Origin of the sequence: Gordonia sp. (in: high G+C Gram-positive bacteria) (assembly GCF_047600385.1) — a bacterium.
Taxonomy (GTDB): Bacteria; Actinomycetota; Actinomycetes; order Mycobacteriales; family Mycobacteriaceae; genus Gordonia.
Genome location: NZ_JASGKZ010000001.1, coordinates 69593 through 87964 on the forward strand (window position 1 = coordinate 69593; position 18372 = coordinate 87964).

General features: G+C 70.4%; 15 protein-coding genes. 10 read left to right on the plus strand and 5 right to left on the minus strand.

All coding sequences use genetic code 11. The features are described 5' to 3' along the window. Nucleotides 1-24 precede the first annotated feature (24 nt). Nucleotides 25-1305, plus strand: a complete 1281-nt coding sequence (locus QM809_RS00240; RefSeq protein ID WP_415046971.1) for an aminodeoxychorismate synthase component I — start codon at nucleotides 25-27, stop codon at nucleotides 1303-1305. A 202-nt stretch (nucleotides 1306-1507) separates the two neighbouring features. On the opposite strand, the gene rsmI is transcribed toward QM809_RS00240, so the two are convergent. Further along, nucleotides 1508-2374: a 16S rRNA (cytidine(1402)-2'-O)-methyltransferase gene (gene rsmI, locus QM809_RS00245; protein WP_415043852.1), complete on the minus strand. Its 867-nt coding sequence runs from the start codon at nucleotides 2372-2374 to the stop codon at nucleotides 1508-1510. An 88-nt stretch (nucleotides 2375-2462) separates the two neighbouring features. On the opposite strand from rsmI, the gene QM809_RS00250 reads away from it, so the two are divergent. After that, nucleotides 2463-3953, plus strand: coding sequence for a dolichyl-phosphate-mannose--protein mannosyltransferase (locus QM809_RS00250; protein ID WP_415046972.1), 1491 nt, complete (start codon nucleotides 2463-2465; stop codon nucleotides 3951-3953). 323 nt (nucleotides 3954-4276) lie between these two features. Here the strand turns inward: QM809_RS00250 and QM809_RS00255 are convergent, their stop codons facing one another. Further along, a complete protein-coding gene (locus tag QM809_RS00255; protein ID WP_415043853.1) occupies nucleotides 4277-4636 on the minus strand; it encodes a hypothetical protein in 360 nt (119 codons plus the stop codon). A gap of 144 nt (nucleotides 4637-4780) precedes the next feature. Between QM809_RS00255 and QM809_RS00260 the strand changes: the two genes are divergently transcribed. Continuing rightward, nucleotides 4781-5656 carry a universal stress protein gene (locus tag QM809_RS00260; RefSeq protein WP_415043854.1) on the plus strand — a complete coding sequence of 292 codons (876 nt, stop codon included), beginning with the start codon at nucleotides 4781-4783 and terminating at the stop codon, nucleotides 5654-5656. Nucleotides 5657-5684: 28 nt separating this feature from the next. Next, nucleotides 5685-6923: an MFS transporter gene (locus tag QM809_RS00265; protein WP_415043855.1), complete on the plus strand. Its 1239-nt coding sequence runs from the start codon at nucleotides 5685-5687 to the stop codon at nucleotides 6921-6923. Here the strand turns inward: QM809_RS00265 and QM809_RS00270 are convergent. Continuing rightward, nucleotides 6913-8700, minus strand: coding sequence for a cation:proton antiporter (locus QM809_RS00270; protein ID WP_415043856.1), 1788 nt, complete (start codon nucleotides 8698-8700; stop codon nucleotides 6913-6915). The two genes, QM809_RS00265 and QM809_RS00270, sit on opposite strands and share 11 nt — an antisense overlap. A 169-nt stretch (nucleotides 8701-8869) precedes the next feature. Here QM809_RS00270 and QM809_RS00275 point away from each other — a divergent pair, with 169 nt between their 5' ends. The 4 genes from QM809_RS00275 to QM809_RS00290 all read left to right on the plus strand — a co-directional run bounded on the left by QM809_RS00275 (nucleotide 8870) and on the right by QM809_RS00290 (nucleotide 13592). After that, entirely contained in the window at nucleotides 8870-9883 is a 1014-nt protein-coding gene (locus tag QM809_RS00275; RefSeq protein ID WP_415043857.1) for an AurF N-oxygenase family protein, read from the plus strand. Nucleotides 9884-9972: 89 nt separating this feature from the next. After that, nucleotides 9973-11457 carry a 4Fe-4S binding protein gene (locus QM809_RS00280; protein ID WP_415043858.1) on the plus strand — a complete coding sequence of 495 codons (1485 nt, stop codon included), beginning with the start codon at nucleotides 9973-9975 and terminating at the stop codon, nucleotides 11455-11457. Nucleotides 11458-11610: 153 nt separating this feature from the next. Next, nucleotides 11611-11898 (plus strand): hypothetical protein, encoded by a 288-nt coding sequence (locus QM809_RS00285; protein ID WP_415043859.1) that lies wholly within the window; start codon nucleotides 11611-11613, stop codon nucleotides 11896-11898. Then, nucleotides 11895-13592, plus strand: coding sequence for an alpha/beta hydrolase (locus QM809_RS00290; RefSeq protein ID WP_415043860.1), 1698 nt, complete (start codon nucleotides 11895-11897; stop codon nucleotides 13590-13592). The genes QM809_RS00285 and QM809_RS00290 overlap by 4 nt, the downstream gene beginning before the upstream one ends. 17 nt (nucleotides 13593-13609) lie before the next feature. On the opposite strand, the gene QM809_RS00295 is transcribed toward QM809_RS00290, so the two are convergent. Then, nucleotides 13610-15016, minus strand: a complete 1407-nt coding sequence (locus QM809_RS00295) for a carboxylesterase/lipase family protein (protein WP_415043861.1) — start codon at nucleotides 15014-15016, stop codon at nucleotides 13610-13612. 67 nt (nucleotides 15017-15083) lie between these two features. Here QM809_RS00295 and QM809_RS00300 point away from each other — a divergent pair, with 67 nt between their 5' ends. Both QM809_RS00300 and QM809_RS00305 read left to right on the plus strand, forming a co-directional pair. After that, nucleotides 15084-16136, plus strand: a complete 1053-nt coding sequence (locus QM809_RS00300) for a DUF1524 domain-containing protein (protein ID WP_415043862.1) — start codon at nucleotides 15084-15086, stop codon at nucleotides 16134-16136. Nucleotides 16137-17051: 915 nt separating this feature from the next. Beyond that, the gene (locus QM809_RS00305; RefSeq protein ID WP_415043863.1) at nucleotides 17052-17855 is read left to right on the plus strand and encodes a class I SAM-dependent methyltransferase; all 804 of its coding nucleotides are present in this window, start codon (nucleotides 17052-17054) and stop codon (nucleotides 17853-17855) included. 200 nt (nucleotides 17856-18055) lie between these two features. On the opposite strand, the gene QM809_RS00310 is transcribed toward QM809_RS00305, so the two are convergent. After that, nucleotides 18056-18244, minus strand: coding sequence for a hypothetical protein (locus QM809_RS00310; RefSeq protein ID WP_415043864.1), 189 nt, complete (start codon nucleotides 18242-18244; stop codon nucleotides 18056-18058). Nucleotides 18245-18372 lie beyond the last annotated feature (128 nt).

An 18372-nucleotide genomic window follows, 5' to 3' on the forward strand; every position in this document is an offset into this window, starting at 1 on the left:
TCGAGCCTGGACCTCTTCCGCGCCCTGGTGGCGCGCACCGAGGCCGACGGACGTCCGGGGCCGGCGGCCCTGATCGGCGACTGGTGCGACGCCGACGCCGTGATCGCGCCGTCCATCGAGCTGGTCCCGGGTCTGCTCCCGCCCGACCGGCCGGACCGGTTCTGGCTCGGTCACCTGGGGTTCCCCGTCCACGGCGATCAGGGCCCGCTCCCGGAGACCGCGGGCGGACTCACCGACGGCGTCCTGATGCTGCACGACGGCCGGTGGTCGTGGGTCTCGCCCGTCGGGGCCGCCCTCCCCGACTGGGTCGCCGACCTCCTCCACGCGTCGGCCGCCGCCCCCGCGTCGTCGACCGAACCCACCCCGCCGGCCGAGCCCTCCACCCCGCGGACCGAACCCACCCCGCCGGCCGAGCCCTCCACCCCGCGGACCGAACCCATCCCGTCGGCTGAGCCGGTGAGGAGCGCAGCGACGAACCGTGTCGAAGCCCCGCCCCCGCCCGCCTGGCACGCCGCCTGGACCGCGCCCGAGCGCGCCCCCCACCTCGAGGCCGTGGCCTCGTGCCGGGAGGCGATCGCCGCGGGCGAGGTGTATCAGGCCTGTATCTGCACGCGTTTCACCGGGGAGCTGACCGGCGCCCCGCACGACTACTTCGCCGACCTGGCCGCCGCCACGAAACCCGCGAAGGCCGCCTTCCTCCGGGGGGCCTACGGCGCGGTGGCGAGTCTGTCGCCGGAGTCGTTCCTGTCCCGCCGCGGCACGACGGTCACCTCGTCGCCGATCAAGGGCACCGTCCCCCTCGACACCGATCCGCTGGTCCTGGCCGAATCCACCAAGGACGTGGCCGAGAACGTGATGATCGTCGATCTGGTGCGCAACGATCTCGGGCGCGTCGCGACGACCGGCAGCGTCCGGGTCCCGGAGCTGCTCACGGTGGTGGGCGCGCCCGGCGTGTGGCATCTGGTCTCCACGGTCTCCGCCGAGTTGCCCGACCACGTCGGCAACGACGCCCTCCTGGCCGCCGCCTTCCCGCCCGCGTCGGTCACCGGCACCCCGAAGATCCGCGCCGCCGAGTTGATCGCGCAGTGGGAGCGGTTCCCGCGCGGGGTGTACTGCGGGGCGGTCGGGATCGCCGGACCGGACGGTCTCCTGGACCTGAACGTCGCGATCCGCACGGTCCAGATCACCCCGGACGGCGCCATGACCCTGGGGGTGGGCGGCGGCATCACCTACGACAGCGACCCGGCCGCCGAATGGCAGGAGTGCCTGGACAAGGCGGCCTCGATCGTGTCGCGCACGCACTGAACGCCCGGAGCCCCTTCGGCACGACTCGTCGCTGCGCTCCTCCTCGGCTCAGGGAGCTTGAAGACGTCTCGACAGCCGCCGCGAGGCCGAGCCGTCCCCTCCCCGGCGACGCCTCTCCGTCCGATGCAGACCGAGCCGATCCGCCGACGGCTGAGCCGGTCGAGGAACGCGAGTGACGAGGCCGTGTCGAAGCCCGTCCGCGTCACCCGCGACGGAACTGCAGCACCGCCTCGTAGATCTCCCGCCTGCTGAACGGCGTGCCCGCCGCGGCCTGCTCGCAGGCGTCCTTCAACCGCACACCCGACTCGGCCAGCGCGGAGGCCTGCGCCACCACCGATTCGAGGTCCGCCTCGGTGTCCACCGCGGAGGCGCCGGCCACGACCACGGTGATCTCCCCCTTCACGCCGTCGGCGGCCCAGTCGGCGAGTTCGGCGAGCCCTCCTCGTCGTACCTCTTCGTAGGTCTTGGTCAGTTCCCGGCACACCGCGGCACGACGGTCCGCGCCGAGCACCTCGGCGGCGTCGGCGAGTGTCACGGCCAGCCGGTGCGGCGACTCGAAGAACACGACGGTGCGCGGCTCCGACCGCAGCGACGCCAGCCAGTCCCGACGCGCACCGGGTTTACGGGGCGCGAATCCGTCGAAGCAGAACCGCTCGGACGGGAGCGCGGACAGCGCGAGCGCCGTGGTGACCGCGGACGGGCCCGGCAGACACGTCACCCGGAGCCCGGCCTCGGCGCAGGCCGCGACCAGCCGGAAACCGGGGTCGCTCACCGACGGCATGCCGGCGTCGGTGATCAGCAGGACCGTCGCACCGTCGTCGATCGCCTCCACCAGCTGGGGTGCGCGCTGCGCCTCGACGTGGTCGTAGTAGCTGAGGAGTCGGCCGCCGATGGTCACCTCCAGGGCCGCGGCGAGGGACCGGGCGCGCCGGGTGTCCTCGGCGGCGACGATGTCCGCCGATGCCAGCGCCTCCCGCAGTCGGGGCGACGCATCGCCGGGCTGTCCCATCGGCGTGCCGGCCAACACCAGTGCTCCACTCACTTGAGCAAACCTACCTTCCTCTACCATCGGCCTGGTGAGTTCCGCCCTCGTCGATCGCGCCACCGTCGCCGCACGCGACCGCGTCGAGGACCTCGGCACCGCGCCCGGGCCGGAGATCCCCGAGCCGGTCTTCGGCGCCGCCGACAGCCGCCGAGGCCTGATCACCGGTCTGGTGATCGGTCTGCTCGCCTTCGTCACGCGGTTCTGGGGTCTGACGCATCCCACCGACAAGGGCACCCCGGTCTTCGACGAGAAGCACTACGTCCCGCAGGGCTGGCAGGTGCTCACCGGCGGCGGCTGGATCGAGGACAATCCCGCCTACGGCCTGGTGGTGCACCCGCCGGTCGGCAAGTGGATGCTCGCGTTCGGCGAAGCCCTGTTCGGTTACAACCCGATGGGCTGGCGGTTCACCGCGGCGGTCTCGGGCGTCGTGATCGTGGTGGCCGTCTATCTCACGGCCCGCAGACTCTCCCGCTCGACGCTGATCGGCGCCCTCGCGGGGGTGTTCGCGATCTGCGACGGCGTGCTCTTCGTGCAGTCCCGGATGGGCATGCTCGACATCTTCCAGGCGCTCTTCATCGTCCTGGCGTTCAGCGCCCTGATCGCCGACCGCGACCAGGTACGACGCCGCATGGACCGCGTCTACCGCGAAGGCCGGATCGGTCTGAGCGACTACGGTCCGCGGATGGGTTTCCGCTGGTATCGCTTCGCCGCGGGCGTCAGTCTGGGTCTGGCGTGCGGCACCAAGTGGTCGGGCCTCTACTTCGTGATCGCGTACACGCTGCTGTCGTTGTGGTTCGACGTCCGCGCGCGCAAGGACTACCACGTGCGCAAGCCGTGGCGGGGCACGCTGCTGCGCGACGCGGTCCCGACCGTCGCCTCGCTCGCGGTGCTCCCCGTGCTGATCTACCTGGCCAGTTTCGCACTGTGGTTCCGTTCGGAGACGTCGGTGTACCGCTACGTGGTGGGCGTCGAAGTGGGGACCGACGGTCCGTGGGCCTGGGTGCCCGGCGCGCTGCGCTCGTTCTGGTACTACGAGTCCGGGATCCTGGAGTTCCACGCCGGACTGACCAACGCCGCGGGCAACGACCACCCGTGGGAGTCCAAACCGTGGACGTGGCCGATGGGTCTGCGGCCGATGCTGTACGCGATCTCGTACGGACCGGATCAGTGCGGGGGCGGCGACTGCATCCGTGCGCAGATGCTGATCGGCACGCCCGCGCTGTGGTGGCCGGCGATCCCGATGCTGATCTGGGGGCTGTGGAAGGCGATCTTCCGTCGGGACTGGCGCTATCAGGCCGCCCTCGCCGCCTACTTCGCGGGCATCCTGCCGTGGTTCGGCGAGATCGACCGTCAGATGTACTTCTTCTACGCCACCGCCATCGCCCCGTTCCTGGTGATGGGCCTGGCCCTGTGCTGCGGTGACGTCCTGGCGAGCGCGGCCCGCGGGAGACACTCCCCCGGCCGGTTGATGGCGGTGTCCGCGGTCGCGTTCTACGTGACGCTGGTGGTCGCCGACTTCGTGTTCATGTGGCCGGTGCTCACCGGCACCCCGATCAGCAATCAGTGGTGGAACATGCAGCTCTGGCTCCCCAGCTGGACCTGACCTGCGCGCCTCTCCTCAGCGTGTGTCGCGCCGCCCTCCCCCGGGCGGCGTGTCGCGTCCCCTCTTCCGTGTCGCGGCCCATCCATCGGACGCGACACGGAACAGGAGCCGCGACACGCCTCGCGGGAAACGCTGCCACTGCGAAGAACGCCGCCACCGCAGGGAACGTCACCCCGCAGAGACCGCCACCGCACGGAACCGCCACGACGACGGCGCGCACCGCCGTCGTACACCCCGACCCGATCCGACCGGTAGGCCCCGGACGAGACCCGACCCACCCCGATCCGACCGGGCCCGCCCCGGCGCGGGCCCGCGGGAGCGGGTCAGCCCTGCAGGATCAAGAACGTCCCCGCGCTCGGCCCCCACAGCAGGAGCAGCATCATCAGGAACCACATCCCGCCCTGCCAGACCTGCCAGCGGCCGCCCGCGCGATGACACCGGTACGCCCGGACCCCGGTGTAGACCGTCCCCGCCAGCACCGCGCCGGGCGCCAGCAGGATCAACGCGGTGTGGAGTCCTCCGACGGTCTCGAGCGCGGCGACCAGGATCAGCACCGCGACGGCCACCGTGACCACCACCGCGAGCGCCGTCTCGCGCATCTCCGAGCGGGGCATCGCCGGCTCCAGGAGGTCGTCGTCGTACGGATCCTCCTGCGGGATTTCGGGCCGACCCGGACTGCTCATGGACCCGACGATACCGATCAGGGAAGAAAGTCCCGCCGCGGGTGCATCCGTTCAGGCGATGGGACACAATGAGGATGAGGCTTGTTACGGGCGCCAAGGACGGAGTGCTCGGGCCGCGGTCAATCTGAGGATGTGCATTTCAGGATGAGCATGATTCTGGTCGGTGTCGACGGATCTGCAGAGAGTGTCAACGCGGTGCGCTGGGCCGCCCAGACCGCCAAGCTCGAGAACGCCGAGTTGAAGATCGTCTCCGCGTACACCACCACCACGAGCGACTACGCTCCCGGCCTGGTGATCCCCCAGGACGTGATCGACGCGATCCGCGGCGAGGTGAGCAAGTACGTCCAGGACGCCGCCCGCGTCGCCGAGGAGGCCGCTCCCGGAATCGTCATCCACGGTTCCATCGCCGAGGGCGATGCCGCGCACGTGATGATCGACTTCAGCAGCGACGCCGACATCGTCGTCCTGGGCAGCCGCGGCCTGGGCGGCGTCAAGGGCCTGTTCCTCGGCTCGGTGAGCACCAGCGTCGCCGCGCACGCCAAGAGCAAGGTCGTCATCGTCCCGACCGATGTGAAGATCAACGTCGAGGGCCCCGTGGTGGTCGGCGTCGACGACTCCAAGGTGAGCGATCCGGCGGTCGCCGAGGCCTACCGCCAGGCCGATCTGCGCGGCGTCAAGCTGGTCGCGGTCCACACCTGGACCCCGCTCGACGCCGACGCCCTGCACGGTTTCGGTCTGTCGGCCGAGGAGATCGAGCAGATGAGCGAGCAGGCCGTCGAGGCCGTCTCCGAGCGCATGGCCGGGTACGTCGAGGACTACCCGGATCTGGAGGTGGAGCGCGTGGTGATCCCGGAGGAGCCGGGTAAGGCCATCCTCGACACCGCAGGCGATGCCGCGTCGCTGATCGTGATGGGCAGCCGCGGCCGCGGCGGCTTCACCGGTCTGCTGCTGGGCTCGCGCAGCCAGAAGGTGCTGCACCACGCCCAGGTCCCGGTGATGATCGTGCGGCACCAGCACTGATCGCCCGGCACACCCCGGACACCGCGGAATGAGTCGTCTCCCCCGCGGTCTCCGGGTTCTTCTGGCGGCCAACGTCGTCATCGCGCTCGGTTACGGACTGATCGCACCGGCACTGCCGATCTTCGCCAGCACCTTCGGGGTGTCGGTGACGGCGGTGACCGCGGTGATCTCGGCGTTCGCCGTGATGCGTCTCCTGTTCGCCCCGGCCACGGGGCGGCTGGTGACCGCACTCGGCGAACGCCGGATCTATCTGTCCGGTCTGGCGGTCGTCGCGGTGAGCACGTTCGCCTGCGCCTTCGCCGACGAGTACTGGCAGCTGCTGATCTTCCGCGGCGCCGGCGGCATCGGTTCGACGATGTTCAGCGTCTCGGCGATGGCGCTGCTGATCCGGCTGGCGCCGCCGGAGATCCGGGGCCGCGCCTCCGGTTACTTCTCGGCGGGCTTCCTCGTCGGCAGCCTGACCGGGCCCCTCATCGGCGCCGCGCTCGTCGGCTTCGGCCTGCAGCTGCCCTTCGTCGTGTACGCGATCGCCCTGGTGATCGCGGCCGTCGGCGTGGCCACCCTGCTGCCGCCGGTCCCCGACCCCGAGGCGGCCTCGAAGTCGGGCTCGAGCACCGCGAACGGGAAAGACGACGCCCCCGTCGCGATCACCGTCGCCGCCGCCTGCCGGGACAGCGCCTACCGGGCGATCCTGACGTCCAACTTCGCCCAGGGCTGGGCCTCGATGGGCGTGCGGATCGCGCTGGTGCCCCTGTTCGTCACGCAGGGCCTGCACCAGTCCGCCGCGTGGGCCGGGATCATCCTGGCGTTCTACGCGGGCGGCAACATGATCGCGATCCTCACCGCGGGCCGGCTGTCCGACCGATTCGGCCGTCGCCCCGTCCTGCTCCCGGGGCTGGCGATCGCGGCGTCGTCGACCCTGCTGCTCGGTTATTCGCCGAACATCTGGACGGCGGTGGCGCTCACCGTGCTGGGCGGCATCGGTTCGGGGCTGTTCGCCCCCACCCATCAGGCGGCCCTGGGCGACGTCCTCGGCGTACGGCAGCGCGGCGGGTCGGCGCTCGCCGCGTACGGCATGGCGTCCGACCTCGGTGCGGTCCTCGGCCCGCTCGTCACCGGTGCGGTCGCGACGCGCTGGGGTTTCGGCCCGGCGTTCGCCCTGACCGGGCTGGTCTGCGTCGTCGCCCTGCTCCTGTGGCTGTCGGCGCGGGAGACCAATCCGCGCACCGGGCACGACGACCCCGCCCCGAGCCGCGTCACAGACTGAGGCTGATCTCCTCGGCGTCGAGCTTGGCCAGTTCCGCGGTGAGCGCGTTGGAGCTGTAGGCCCGCCGTTCGCGGAGCGCCAGGAGCTTCTTGCGCTGTTCGGCGATCACGATCCGCCGCACCCGGCGTAGTTCCCGGGCCTTCTGCAGGCGCATGTCCAGCACGTCCTCGGTGTCGGAGTCGTCGACGTCGGGGGATTCCAGTTCGCGCACCGTCCGCACCCGTTCGGCGATCGCCGGATCGATCCCGGTGATCGCCGGATCGGTCAGCACCCGACCGGCGACGTCGAACATCTCTCCGCGCAGCCGCTGTTTCTCCGCCCGCACCTGCTCGGACTGGTCGGGCAGTCTCAGGAACTCCAGGACCGGCCCCATCAGGCCGCCCTGCAGGCCCAGCGAGAGCGCGGCGACGAAGAACGCGATCAGGATCAGCAGCGAGCGGTGCGGGGTGTCCTCCGGCAGGGTCTGGGCGGCGGCCAGCGTCACGACGCCGCGCAGACCGCCCCAGACCACCGCCATGCCCTCCCGCGGGCCCATCGCCTCGGTCTGGTAGTAGGCGATGTCGGCGAGACGCCGGTCGATCTCCACGCGGAAGCGCCGCACGGCGGTGTCGGTGGACGGGTTGAAGCGCCGCGAGGTGGCCTTGGGCGACCGGCGGAAACGCCGCCGGGCGGCGGGCGAGGATTCGATGGCGTGCTGTGCGGCGGTGGCCGGGGACCGTCCGTCGTCGAGCGCGTCCTTCATGGCTTCCAGGGGTTCCTCGCGGGTGAGGAGCCGGCGAGCCCGCCGGTCGAGCCACCAGACCAGCGGGATCATGAACGCGGCGCGGATCGTCAAGGACAGGACGAGGGCCAGCGCGGCCGGCCACAGCGCGTGCAGCCAGGTGTCGTTCTCCTCGCGGACGTCGATCACCAGCGTCGCGAGTTCCAGACCCATCAGCAGGAAGACGCCGCCCTCCAGCAGCGACTCCACCATGTGCCAGTTCTGCAGGTCGGAGGCGCGCTGCGCGGCGCTGAGCTTGTGCACCGCGACCCGGCCGCTCACCAGGCCCGCCGCGACCGCGCCGACCAGCCCGGAGGCGCCGATCAGCTCGGCGGGGACGAAGGCGATGTACGGTGCGGTGAACGAGACCGCGGTCGACAGCGCGGGCACGTGGATCCGGGCCTGCAGTCGGCCGAGCAGCGCGCCCACCAGGGCGCCTACCGCCACCGCGGCCACCATCGACCACGCGAAGTTCACCACCACGCCGCCGAACGAGATCCCGCCCGCGGTGGCCGCGATCGCGGCGCGGAGCAGCACCAGCGAGGTGGCGTCGTTGAACAGGCTCTCACCGCTGAGCACCGTGACGATCCGGTTGGGTGCGCCGAGCCGTTTGATGGTTCCGGTGGCCACCGCATTGGTCGGGCTGAGGATGGCGCCGAGAGCGACGCCGAGGGCGAAGTCGACGTCGGGCAGCACGACGCTGAAGAACGCGCCCAGCACCAGCGACGACAGCACCACCAGCGCGATCGACAGGGCACCGATGCTCTGGAAGTCGCGTTGGAAGTCCATCACCGGCATCGCCCGCGCGGCGGCGTACAGCAGCGGCGGGAGCACGGCCACCAGGAGGATCTCCGGGTCCACGCTGATCTCCGGCATCCGCGGCAGGAAACTGACGACCACACCCACTCCCACCAGGAGCAACGGTGCCGCGACTCGGACGCGGGGTGCGAGCGCGTTGGCGGCGGTCACGGCCAGGACACAGACGACGGCGATGGCGACGATCTCGATGGGATGCACTCGTACAGTGTGACGGACGACTCAAGCACCCGTCCGATCGGACGGTTCCACGGGACCGAAGAGCCCAACCATGCCATTGATCATTGACATATACATCGGCGAATGGCAGCGTTGCCTCCGACAGATCGGATCTTCGCGCAGCGGCGCGCGGAGCAGGAAAGGCGAGACGATGACGAGCACCCACGCACGAGCGATCGCATACGAGCCGCCCGCCGACAAGGCCGGCACGGAGGCCGACTACGACCAGATCGTCGAGGACCTCTCGGCGGCCTCCGTGCATTGCAACTTCGACCCGTACGTCCACATCGCGTGGGACGCCCCCGAGATGGCGATCGTCCCGAACGACGAGCGCTGGGTCCTCGATCCCGAGGTCGACCCGGTCGGCAAGCACTCCTGGTACAAGGCGCAGCCGATCGAGAAGCAGATCGCGATGGGCATGTGGCGCCAGTCGAACGTCGCCAAGGTGGGCCTGCAGTTCGAGTCCATCCTGATCCGCGGTCTGCTGCAGTACGCCTCCAAGCTCAAGAACGGCGACAAGCGCTTCCGCTATGTGACGCACGAGTCCAAGGAGGAGTGCAACCACACCCTGATGTTCCAGGAGATGGTGAACCGCATCGGGATCGACGTCCCGGGCATGCCGCGGTGGCTGCGTATCATCGATCCGCTCATCCCACTCTTCTCCACGCTCACCCCGTCCGTCTTCTTCTTCGGAGTCCTCGCCGGCGAGGAGCCCATCGATCACCTGCAGAAGGACTTCCTGCGCGCCGGAGCCAACGTCCACCCGGTGATGGCCGCGGTGATGGAGTTGCATGTGGCCGAGGAGGCCCGACACATCTCCTTCGCCCACCACCACCTGCGTGAGACCATCCCCTCCCGCACCAAGCCGACCAAGTTCGCCCTCTCCCTGGCGATGCCACTGGCCATGCGCATCCTCTGCGGTGCGATCGCCAAACCGCCGTCCGACTTCCCCAAGGAGTTCGACATCCCACAGGACGTCTGGAAGGAGATGTTCTGGGAGTCCGAAGATTCGTCGCGCTTCCTGGTCGACGTCTTCGGTGACGTCCGCATGCTCGCCGAGCAGTGCGACCTGATGAATCCGGTCTCCCGCCGACTGTGGAAGTCCCTGGGAATCTACGGACGTTCCTCGCGCTACCGCAGTGAGCCCGCTTACGACGCTCACTGAGCCGCTGACACGTCCCCGGGGAGAGGCCCGGGGACGTGCCCACCGTATAGACGCGCGAGCGCGTCTCGACCACGAAACCGAGTGACCCCATGCCCCACGTCGTCACCCAGGCCTGTTGCGGAGACGCCTCGTGCGTCTACGCCTGCCCGGTGAACTGCATCCACCCCACTCCGGACGAGCCCGACTTCGGCATCGCCGAGATGCTGTACATCGATCCGTCGACCTGCGTCGACTGCGGTGCCTGCGTCACGGCCTGCCCGGTGGGCGCGATCTCCCCCGGACACCGGATCCCGGAGACCCAGAAGCGGTTCGCCTCGGTCAACGCCAACCACTACGTCGATCCCTCCCCCGACGCGGTCCGGTTCCCGGTCGACGGCCTCTGGCGCAAACCGCTCGCCCCGATCGAGAAGCCCCGCTTCCGGTCCTCGCTCCCCGATCCGATGCGCGTCGCGATCGTCGGTTCCGGCCCGTCGGCGATGTACGCCGCCGACGAACTCCTCAAGAACCCGCAGGTCCGGGTCACCGTGTACGAGCGTCTGACCGCGCCGTTCGGCCTGGCCCGCTTCGGTGTCGCCCCGGATCACCAGTCGACGCGCAGTGTGGTGAACCTGTTCGACACGATCGCCCGGCACCCGAATCTGACGATCCTGCTGAACGTCGAGATCGGCCGCGACATCACGCTGGAGGAGCTGCGCGAGCAGTACCACGCCGTGCTGTGGGCGGGCGGCGCGCCGACCGACCGGCCGCTGCAGATCCCCGGGATCGACCTCCCCGGCGTCCAGAGCGCCACCTCGGTGGTGGGCTGGTACAACGGCCACCCCGACTTCGTCGACGCGACCCCGCGCCTGGACACCGAGCGCGCGGTGGTGATCGGCAACGGCAACGTCGCCCTGGACGTCGCTCGGATCCTCACCGCCGATCCGGACCGGCTCGCGACCACCGACATCGCGTTCGCGGCGCTCACCGCACTGCGGGCGTCGTCGATCGGGGAGATCGTCGTGGTCGGCCGCCGCGGCCCGGAGCACGCCGCGTTCACCCTGCCCGAACTGGTCGGCCTGGTCGACGGTCCGGCGCGCGTCTGGGTGGATCCGGCCGACCTGGAGCACATCGACGACGACGCCGTGCACGGGACGGAGAACGCCGAGAAGATCCTGCTGCTCCGGGAGATCGCCGCGCGGCCGGTGCCGGACGAGCCGTATCTGCGGCTCGCGTTCGGCCTCACCCCCGACGAGGTGCTCGGCGCCGACCGGGTGACCGGGATGCGTTTCCGCCGCACCGGCACCGACGAGGTCGTCGACCTCGACGCCGGGCTGGTGTTCACCGCCATCGGCTACCGCGGCCGCCCGGTGCCGGGTCTGCCGTTCGACGACGCGCGCGGCACCGTCGCGAACGTCGCCGGCCGGGTGACGCGGGGCTCCGAACCGATCCCCGGCCTGTACGTGACCGGCTGGATCAAGCGCGGTCCGAACGGCTTCATCGGCACCAACAAGACCGATTCCACCGAGACCGTGAAGAACCTGCTGGCCGACGCCGAGAGCGGCGTCCTGTCCGGCGTCCACGCGCTCGCCCGCTGAATTCCGTTTCGACGGGCCTCCGGAGGAGTTCCGCCGCCACTCGGCTGTGGACAACCCGGGGGTCCGTCGACGCGCCTGTGGACGGGGAGATGCGCGCGGCGTCGTTCCGCGAGTGAATGGGAGGACATCACACGCACGACGACGGGGGTCGCCATGTCAGACTTCACCATCACCCCGGCGGGTATCCGCCTGCTGGCCGGACGCTGGAGTCGGGAGGGGTCCGAGCTCACCGGACTGCGCTTCGGTGCGGGGTCGGGTGCCGCACACGGGTGCGAGACCGCCGCCGCCCTGTCCGCGTGCGCCCGGGACGCCGACGCCGCGGTCACGGAACTGGGCGAGTCGATTCGGCGGCTCGGCCGCGCGGTGCACCGCTTCAGCGATCTCGCCGTGTCGGCCGACACCGAGGCCGCCGCCCGGATCATCCGCCGGACCGGGTCATGAACGCCGGGATCGCCGAGATCCGCGCCTGGCCGCTGGAGCGGATCGCGCACACCGCCACCCGGTTCGACTCCGGCGCCACCCGGGTCCTCACCTCCACCGGCACCGTCGTGTCGACGCTCGACGGCGCCCCGCCCTGGACGGGCGCCACCCGCGATGCGGTCGGTCGCCGCGTCGGCATCCACTCGACGTCGGGCAAACGCCTGACCCGGATGCTCGGTGACGTCTCGGACCTGGTCGGCCGGGCCGTCGCCCAGCTCGGTCCCGCCCGGACGAGTCTGCTGCAGTGGGTCGAGACGGCGGAGACCGCGGGTTTCCAGGTGTCCGACTCCGGTGCCGTGACCCATCCCTCGCCGCGCAGGCGCGCCGACGCCGACCTGCTGCAGAGCCGGATCCGCGCACTGCTCGACCGGCTCCACGACATCGACGGCAGGACCGGCGCCCGGCTGCGGTTGCTGAGCGGGATGCTCGCCGGCGACGGCACCCACCTGCCGCATCCGGACGGCGGCTGGGGCGACCCCGTCGACGTGGTGCGGCGCCTGCAGAAGATGACTCCCGAGAAGCGCCGCGACTACTGGGAATCGCTCAGTCGACCGGAGGCGACGACGCTGACCCGGCTGGCACCCGAGGTGATCGGGAACATGCCGGGGATCCCGTTCCCGTCGCGGATCGCCGCGAACGACATCAGCATCCGGCGGGCGCTCGAACGGGAGGTGAACCACGGGCGCCCGCACAGCGACCGCGCCGAAGAACTGCGGCGCATGCTCGCTCCCGCGGCGGGGGTCGACGGCGAGCCCGTCAAACGCAGGTTCGTCGCCTTCTCGGACCGGGGGCTGGGCCGGTACATCGAGCAGGTCGGCGACCTGAAGCCCGGGATCTCCGGGGTCGGGGTTTTGGTGCCGGGCACCGGCACCAATCTGGAGTCGAGCTCCCGGGACCGGACGCGCGCACTGCATCTCGCGCGGGAGTCCGGCGCACCGGTCTTCGTCTTCGCCGACGGGGCGCTGCCGCAGCGGGTGACCCCGCCCTGGTACCTCATGCCCGCGATCGGCGCGTTCGACGACACCGCGGTCGACGGGGAGCCCGCGAAACGACTCGGCCGCGACCTGGTGACCTTCGGCGAAGACCTCGACGCCGAGGTGGCGATGCACGCGGCGGGCACCGAGGTCACCTACATCGGGCACTCGTACGGCGGATCGGTGGTCGGGACGGCCGATCGGATGGGGCTGCGGGCCGACCGGATCGTGTTCGCGTCGTCGGCGGGCACCGGTGCGGTCGAGGGCGGGGTCGACCCCGGCGTCGAACGCTATTCGATCACCCCGCCCGGCGACCCGATCCACTGGGCGCAGAAGTTCGGCGGCGCGGTCCACGGCGGCGATCCGGACACGACGCCGGGGATCAAGCGCCTGGACTCGGGGTTCTACTCCCCCGACGGACCGCGAGCCGGACAGCCGGTGCGCGGCTTCCCGGCACACAGCGACTACCTGGACGATCCGGGCTCCACCGCTTTCGGGAACCTGGTCGCGGTGCTCTCCGGCGGGCGGCCGACCGAGTACGTCGAGCGGGAACCGGATCTGCCGGAGGTCCCGGAGCGGACGAGACGCCGGGTCCAGGAGAGCGCGATGGAGATGATCGGCGACTTCCTCAAGGAGTCGGTGATCGGCGCCCTGCGGCTGCCCGGCCTGGCCGGGAGGTGACCCCGCCGGGCCGGGGTTCAGCCGAAGCGGCGGACCTCGCCTGCGGGCCAGCCGGGATCGCCGGTGTTCGCGAAACGCACCCAGGTGCGATGGATCTCGGCGGCGAGCGCCCGGTCGGGTTCGGTGCCGATCAGCTGCGGCGCCGCGTCCAGGGTGTCGAAGACGTACGGGATCTCCACCGTGTGCGCGGCGCGGAGGTCGCCGACCGGGCTCTCCCACCCGAACTCGAACAGATGGGTCGGCGTGTCCGGGCGGGCGGCCGCGATCGCCCTGGTCGGCGCCTCGAACGCCAGCTCGGTGAGCACCGCGCACAGCGCGTCACCGGGTGACGCGCCCGCGTCGAGTCGTGCGTCCAGTCCGTCGACGGGGCGGCCGCCCCGGGCCAGGACGCCGCGCGCCGCGTCGGCGTCGAGCATCGCGGCGATGCCGGTCGGCACCAGGAAGAAACGGTATTCGTCGGCGTTCCAGCCGGCGATCAGCGGGATGCCGCGCCCCGCGCCCTGCGCGATCAGCGCGGTCGGCGCAGCGGGGAGGACGGCGTCGTCGAGTACCGGGAACTGGCCCATGATGCCCATGCCGTGCGCGATGGTCGTGGCGCCCCAGACCGCTGGATCGGGGTTCACGGCGAGTTCGAGCGCGACCCGGGTCTGCGCGTTCAGGAGTTCGGTGCGGCCGAGCGAGGCGAGGCCGTCGACGTCCGCGGTGACGCCGGCCACCTCGGCGAGCCGCGCGGTCACCTTCCGGGCGTCGGCGACGTCGGCGGCGGTGCCGCCGCCCCCGCTCTGCGAGATCGCCCGCTGGAACAGCCCCTGCGAGAGCGGTGAGGCCAGCAGTGCGGCCACGCTCATCGCGCCCGCGGACTCGCCGAAGATCGTCACCCGCTCCGGGTCGCCGCCGAAGGCCGCGATGTTCTCGCGCACCCAGGTCAGGGCCGCGATCTGGTCGAGGTATCCGCGGTTCTCCGGCGCCCCGGCCACCGAGCCGAAACCGGGCGTGCCCAACCGGTAGTTGATCGCCGCCGTCACCACCCCGTCGCGGGCGAAGGACGCCCCGGAGTACAGGGCTATCCGGTTCGAGCCCCGGCTGAAGGCGCCGCCGTGGATCCACACCATCACCGGCAGCCCGCTCGCCGCCGGGTCCGGGGTCCACACGTTGACGTTCAGATAGTCGTCGCCGAGCTCGATCACGTTGTCCAGGAGCGCGGCGATCGGCGCCTGGTAGCCCACCTGCGGTGCGGTGGGACCGGGTCGGCTCGCATCCCGTGTCCCGTCCCACGGAACCACCGGCGCGGGAGCCTCGAACGCGGCGCGGCCGGTCGGCGGTGCGGCGTACGGGATCCCCAGGAACGTCGCGATGCCGTCGTGGACGGTTCCGCGGACTCGACCTCCGGTGACGGTGACGATCGGCTGCTCGGTGTGCTCCACGGTTCGGACCCTACGCAGTCATGCGACATACTGGGGCCGTTGTGTCGAATCGAGCAGGGGGAACGTCATGACCACACGCGCACGCCGGGGCGGCCTCCTTCTGATGGCCGCGGCCGCGGCCATGTCGCTGGCCGCGTGCGGCCCGCAGGACGAGCCGGGCACCGGGTCGTCGACGAGCGCCCGGAGCGAGCGGACCGGCACCGGCGCGACCACCGCCCCTCGGACCGGGAGGAACGCCGACCTCGGTGCGATGTCCACGACCGCGCTGCGCACCCTGGCCGGGATCCCGGTGAAGGGCCGGGCGGCGAAGACCGGATACTCGCGCGACATGTTCGGGCGGGGCTGGAGCGACGACGTCGACGTCGAGTTCGGGCACAACGGCTGCGACACCCGCAACGACATCCTGCGCCGCGACCTGACCGGCGTCGTCAGCAAAGCGGGCACGCGCGACTGCATCATCACCGCCGGTACGCTGCGGGATCCGTACACCGGCAAGACGATCTCGTTCGCCCGCGGAGAGAAGTCGTCGCAGGCGGTGCAGATCGACCACGTCGTCGCCCTGTCGGACGCGTGGCAGAAGGGCGCCCAGCAGCTCTCCTCCGGCGAACGCCGTGCCTTCGCCAACGATCCGCGCAATCTCCTGGCCGTCGACGGTCCGACCAACCAGAGCAAGAGCGACGGCGATGCCGCCACCTGGCTGCCGCCGAACCGCAGTTACCGCTGCACGTACGTCGCGCGGCAGATCGAGGTGAAGGCCGCGTACCGCCTGTGGGTCACCTCCGGGGAGAAGACCGTGATGGAACGGCTGCTGACCGGATGCGGCGGCACCGCACCGGCCGTCGCACCCGGCCCGACGGCCGCTTCCGAACCGGCCCGGCGCACGCAGCCGCCCACCTCGACGCAGACCACCGCGCAGCCCGTCACGACACAGACCACCGAGCGGCCCGCCCCGCGGCCGACCACCCCGCGGCAGATGATCGAGCCCCCGTCCGACGACTCCTCCGCGTACTACCCGAACTGCACGGCGGTGCGCGACGCGGGCAAGTCGCCGTTGCTCCGGGGCCAGCCGGGCTACTCGTCCAAACTCGATCGGGACGGCGACGGCGTCGCCTGCGAATGAGTATCTCAGGCCGCGACGCTCGGGGTCTCCGCGCCGTGCGGAGGCGGCCGGCATCGCTCGCCGGCACACCTGAACTCTCAATCAGAGATTGAGAGTTCTTCCGAGCATCCTCGTCCGCGATGCGCCCGGCCGCACCCCTGATGCGGTGAACGCCCGATGACGACCGGATGACGCCCGCGGCGATCATTCACGGCGCGCGGCGCATATGACGAGGCGGCGACCCGCCCCGCCCGCCGCGGAACACCGCTGTGTGTCACATGACACGAAAAAGTCCGATTGTGATTCCAGACCCCCCGAGGTGATCGAATCCCGTTGTCGTGTAACGCTTTTGGCACATCAAACGATGTACGCGAATCATTCACGACAGGAGTCGACATGTTCCCCCAGCTGACCCAGTTCTTCAACGATCTCACCATCTTCGGCGGTGATCTGCTGAGCATTGCTTTCACGCTGTCGATCGGCTGATTCGACGCGTATCACCCAGTCGGAGGAGAATCACCCCGCCCGCCATTCGGCCGGCGGGGTGATTCTGTTGGTCACGCCTTCGAGATAGACACGAAAAACTCCGAAAGTACCCCCGAGAAGAACTGTTCAAAAGTCTGGACACCCATTCTGACCTGCGGAAACGCATTGTGATCCGAGGCATACGAGATTGAGCGGACAGCCTCGACCGTGCCAGACTCTCAGTACGTCGAATACGAATGTTCGACGACCGCACAAAGATAAGGAGAATTCCATGCTGAACAGCCTGGCCAACACCTTCGCACTCTTCGGTGGCGACTTCTTCAGCGTCGCCATCACGCTGCTGCGCATCGGCTGATCCCGATCGGCTGACTCGAACCCTGTCGGAGGGAACTCATCCCGCCTGCCGCTCGCGCCAGGCGGGATGAGTTGTTTTTAGGGTAGCCTAAGTTCATGGATCGCATTGATGGGGACCAGTTGGACGACGTCGCCGAGACCACCCTGTGGACCCTGCGCAACCGCGCCGTGGAAGCCCTGCGCGCCGACTCTCCGTTCAGCGATGTGCTCGCCGTCGAACTGTACGAGGCCGTCGACACCGATTACGACCGCTTCGGTGCGCCGAGCCAGTCGCATCCGCTGCGGGCGCAGCTGATGGATCGCGAGATCCGGCGCTACCTCGACGCCCATCCGCGCGGCACCGTCGTCGCGCTCGCCGAAGGACTGCAGACGACGTACTGGCGGCTCGGCCGACCGTCGAACCGCTGGATCAGCGTGGACCTGCCGGAGGTGATCGCCCTGCGCGAGCGGCTCCTGCCGACCGAAGACGCCGTCGAGCACCGGCCCGGCTCCGCACTGGACTTCTCCTGGGCCGACGGGATCGACGCCGACGACGGCGTGGTGATCACCGCCGAAGGGCTCCTGATGTACTTCACCCCCGGCGAGGCGCACGACCTGATCGCCTTCCTCGCCCGGCGCTTCCCGGGCGGGGTCCTGATCTTCGACTCGATCCCCCACTGGTTCTCCCGCAAGACGCTGTCCGGGCTCGACCTGTCCGAGGACTACCAGGCTCCGCCGATGCCGTTCGCGCTCACCGTCAGCGAGGCCGCGAGGCTCATCGAGATCCCCGGCGTCACCGCGGTGGACGACCTCGATCTCCCGCCCGGACGCGGGCCGTGGTCGTCGTCGGTGTTGAAGAGGATCAGCAACCTGCCGTGGCTCCGCGATCACCGTCCGTCGGTCACCCGCCTGACGTTCTGAACACGCCGCGGGCGGGCCTCCCCCGAGGGGCGGCCCGCCCGATTCGACTGATCGTCGTCGCTCAGCGGCAGTGGCAGCGGTCGGCTTCGGGAACGCCCGCCAACGCCTCCTCGACGTGCTGTCCGCAGCCGGTCCAGGTCGGCTTCCCACAGGTGGAACAGGTGATTCGTCGGCACATGGTGTGAACCTCTCTCGTTTCGTCAGCGCGTGAACAGGCGGGCGAAGAATCCGCCGCCGCGCTCTGCTCGAGCCTTCTCGATCTCGGACTTCGAATGCTTTCCGCCGCACCACTGCGACGCCGGAACCCGGGCCTTGACCATGGCGACGTGCTGTCCGCAGCCCGCCCACGTGGTCTTCCCGCAGATCTTGCACTCGACCGCTCGACACATAGTCTTTCGTCCCCTCGTGTTCCGATCCATGCCCCAGGGGGCATATCCGATGAGTCGACTATACCCATGGGGGTATTTGAATCACAAGGCGGACACCGGCCCGCCGACGACGACGGACGACGCCCCGT

Excerpts from the sequence above, each read along its gene's own strand:
- rsmI (WP_415043852.1), bottom strand. The coding sequence starts at position 2,374 with ATGGTAGAGGAAGGTAGGTTTGCTCAAGTGAGTGGAGCACTGGTGTTG.
- QM809_RS00255 (WP_415043853.1), bottom strand. The coding sequence starts at position 4,636 with ATGAGCAGTCCGGGTCGGCCCGAAATCCCGCAGGAGGATCCGTACGAC.
- QM809_RS00260 (WP_415043854.1), top strand. The coding sequence starts at position 4,781 with ATGAGCATGATTCTGGTCGGTGTCGACGGATCTGCAGAGAGTGTCAAC.
- QM809_RS00265 (WP_415043855.1), top strand. The coding sequence starts at position 5,685 with ATGAGTCGTCTCCCCCGCGGTCTCCGGGTTCTTCTGGCGGCCAACGTC.
- QM809_RS00275 (WP_415043857.1), top strand. The coding sequence starts at position 8,870 with ATGACGAGCACCCACGCACGAGCGATCGCATACGAGCCGCCCGCCGAC.
- QM809_RS00280 (WP_415043858.1), top strand. The coding sequence starts at position 9,973 with ATGCCCCACGTCGTCACCCAGGCCTGTTGCGGAGACGCCTCGTGCGTC.
- QM809_RS00285 (WP_415043859.1), top strand. The coding sequence starts at position 11,611 with ATGTCAGACTTCACCATCACCCCGGCGGGTATCCGCCTGCTGGCCGGA.
- QM809_RS00290 (WP_415043860.1), top strand. The coding sequence starts at position 11,895 with ATGAACGCCGGGATCGCCGAGATCCGCGCCTGGCCGCTGGAGCGGATC.
- QM809_RS00300 (WP_415043862.1), top strand. The coding sequence starts at position 15,084 with ATGACCACACGCGCACGCCGGGGCGGCCTCCTTCTGATGGCCGCGGCC.
- QM809_RS00305 (WP_415043863.1), top strand. The coding sequence starts at position 17,052 with ATGGATCGCATTGATGGGGACCAGTTGGACGACGTCGCCGAGACCACC.
- QM809_RS00310 (WP_415043864.1), bottom strand. The coding sequence starts at position 18,244 with ATGTGTCGAGCGGTCGAGTGCAAGATCTGCGGGAAGACCACGTGGGCG.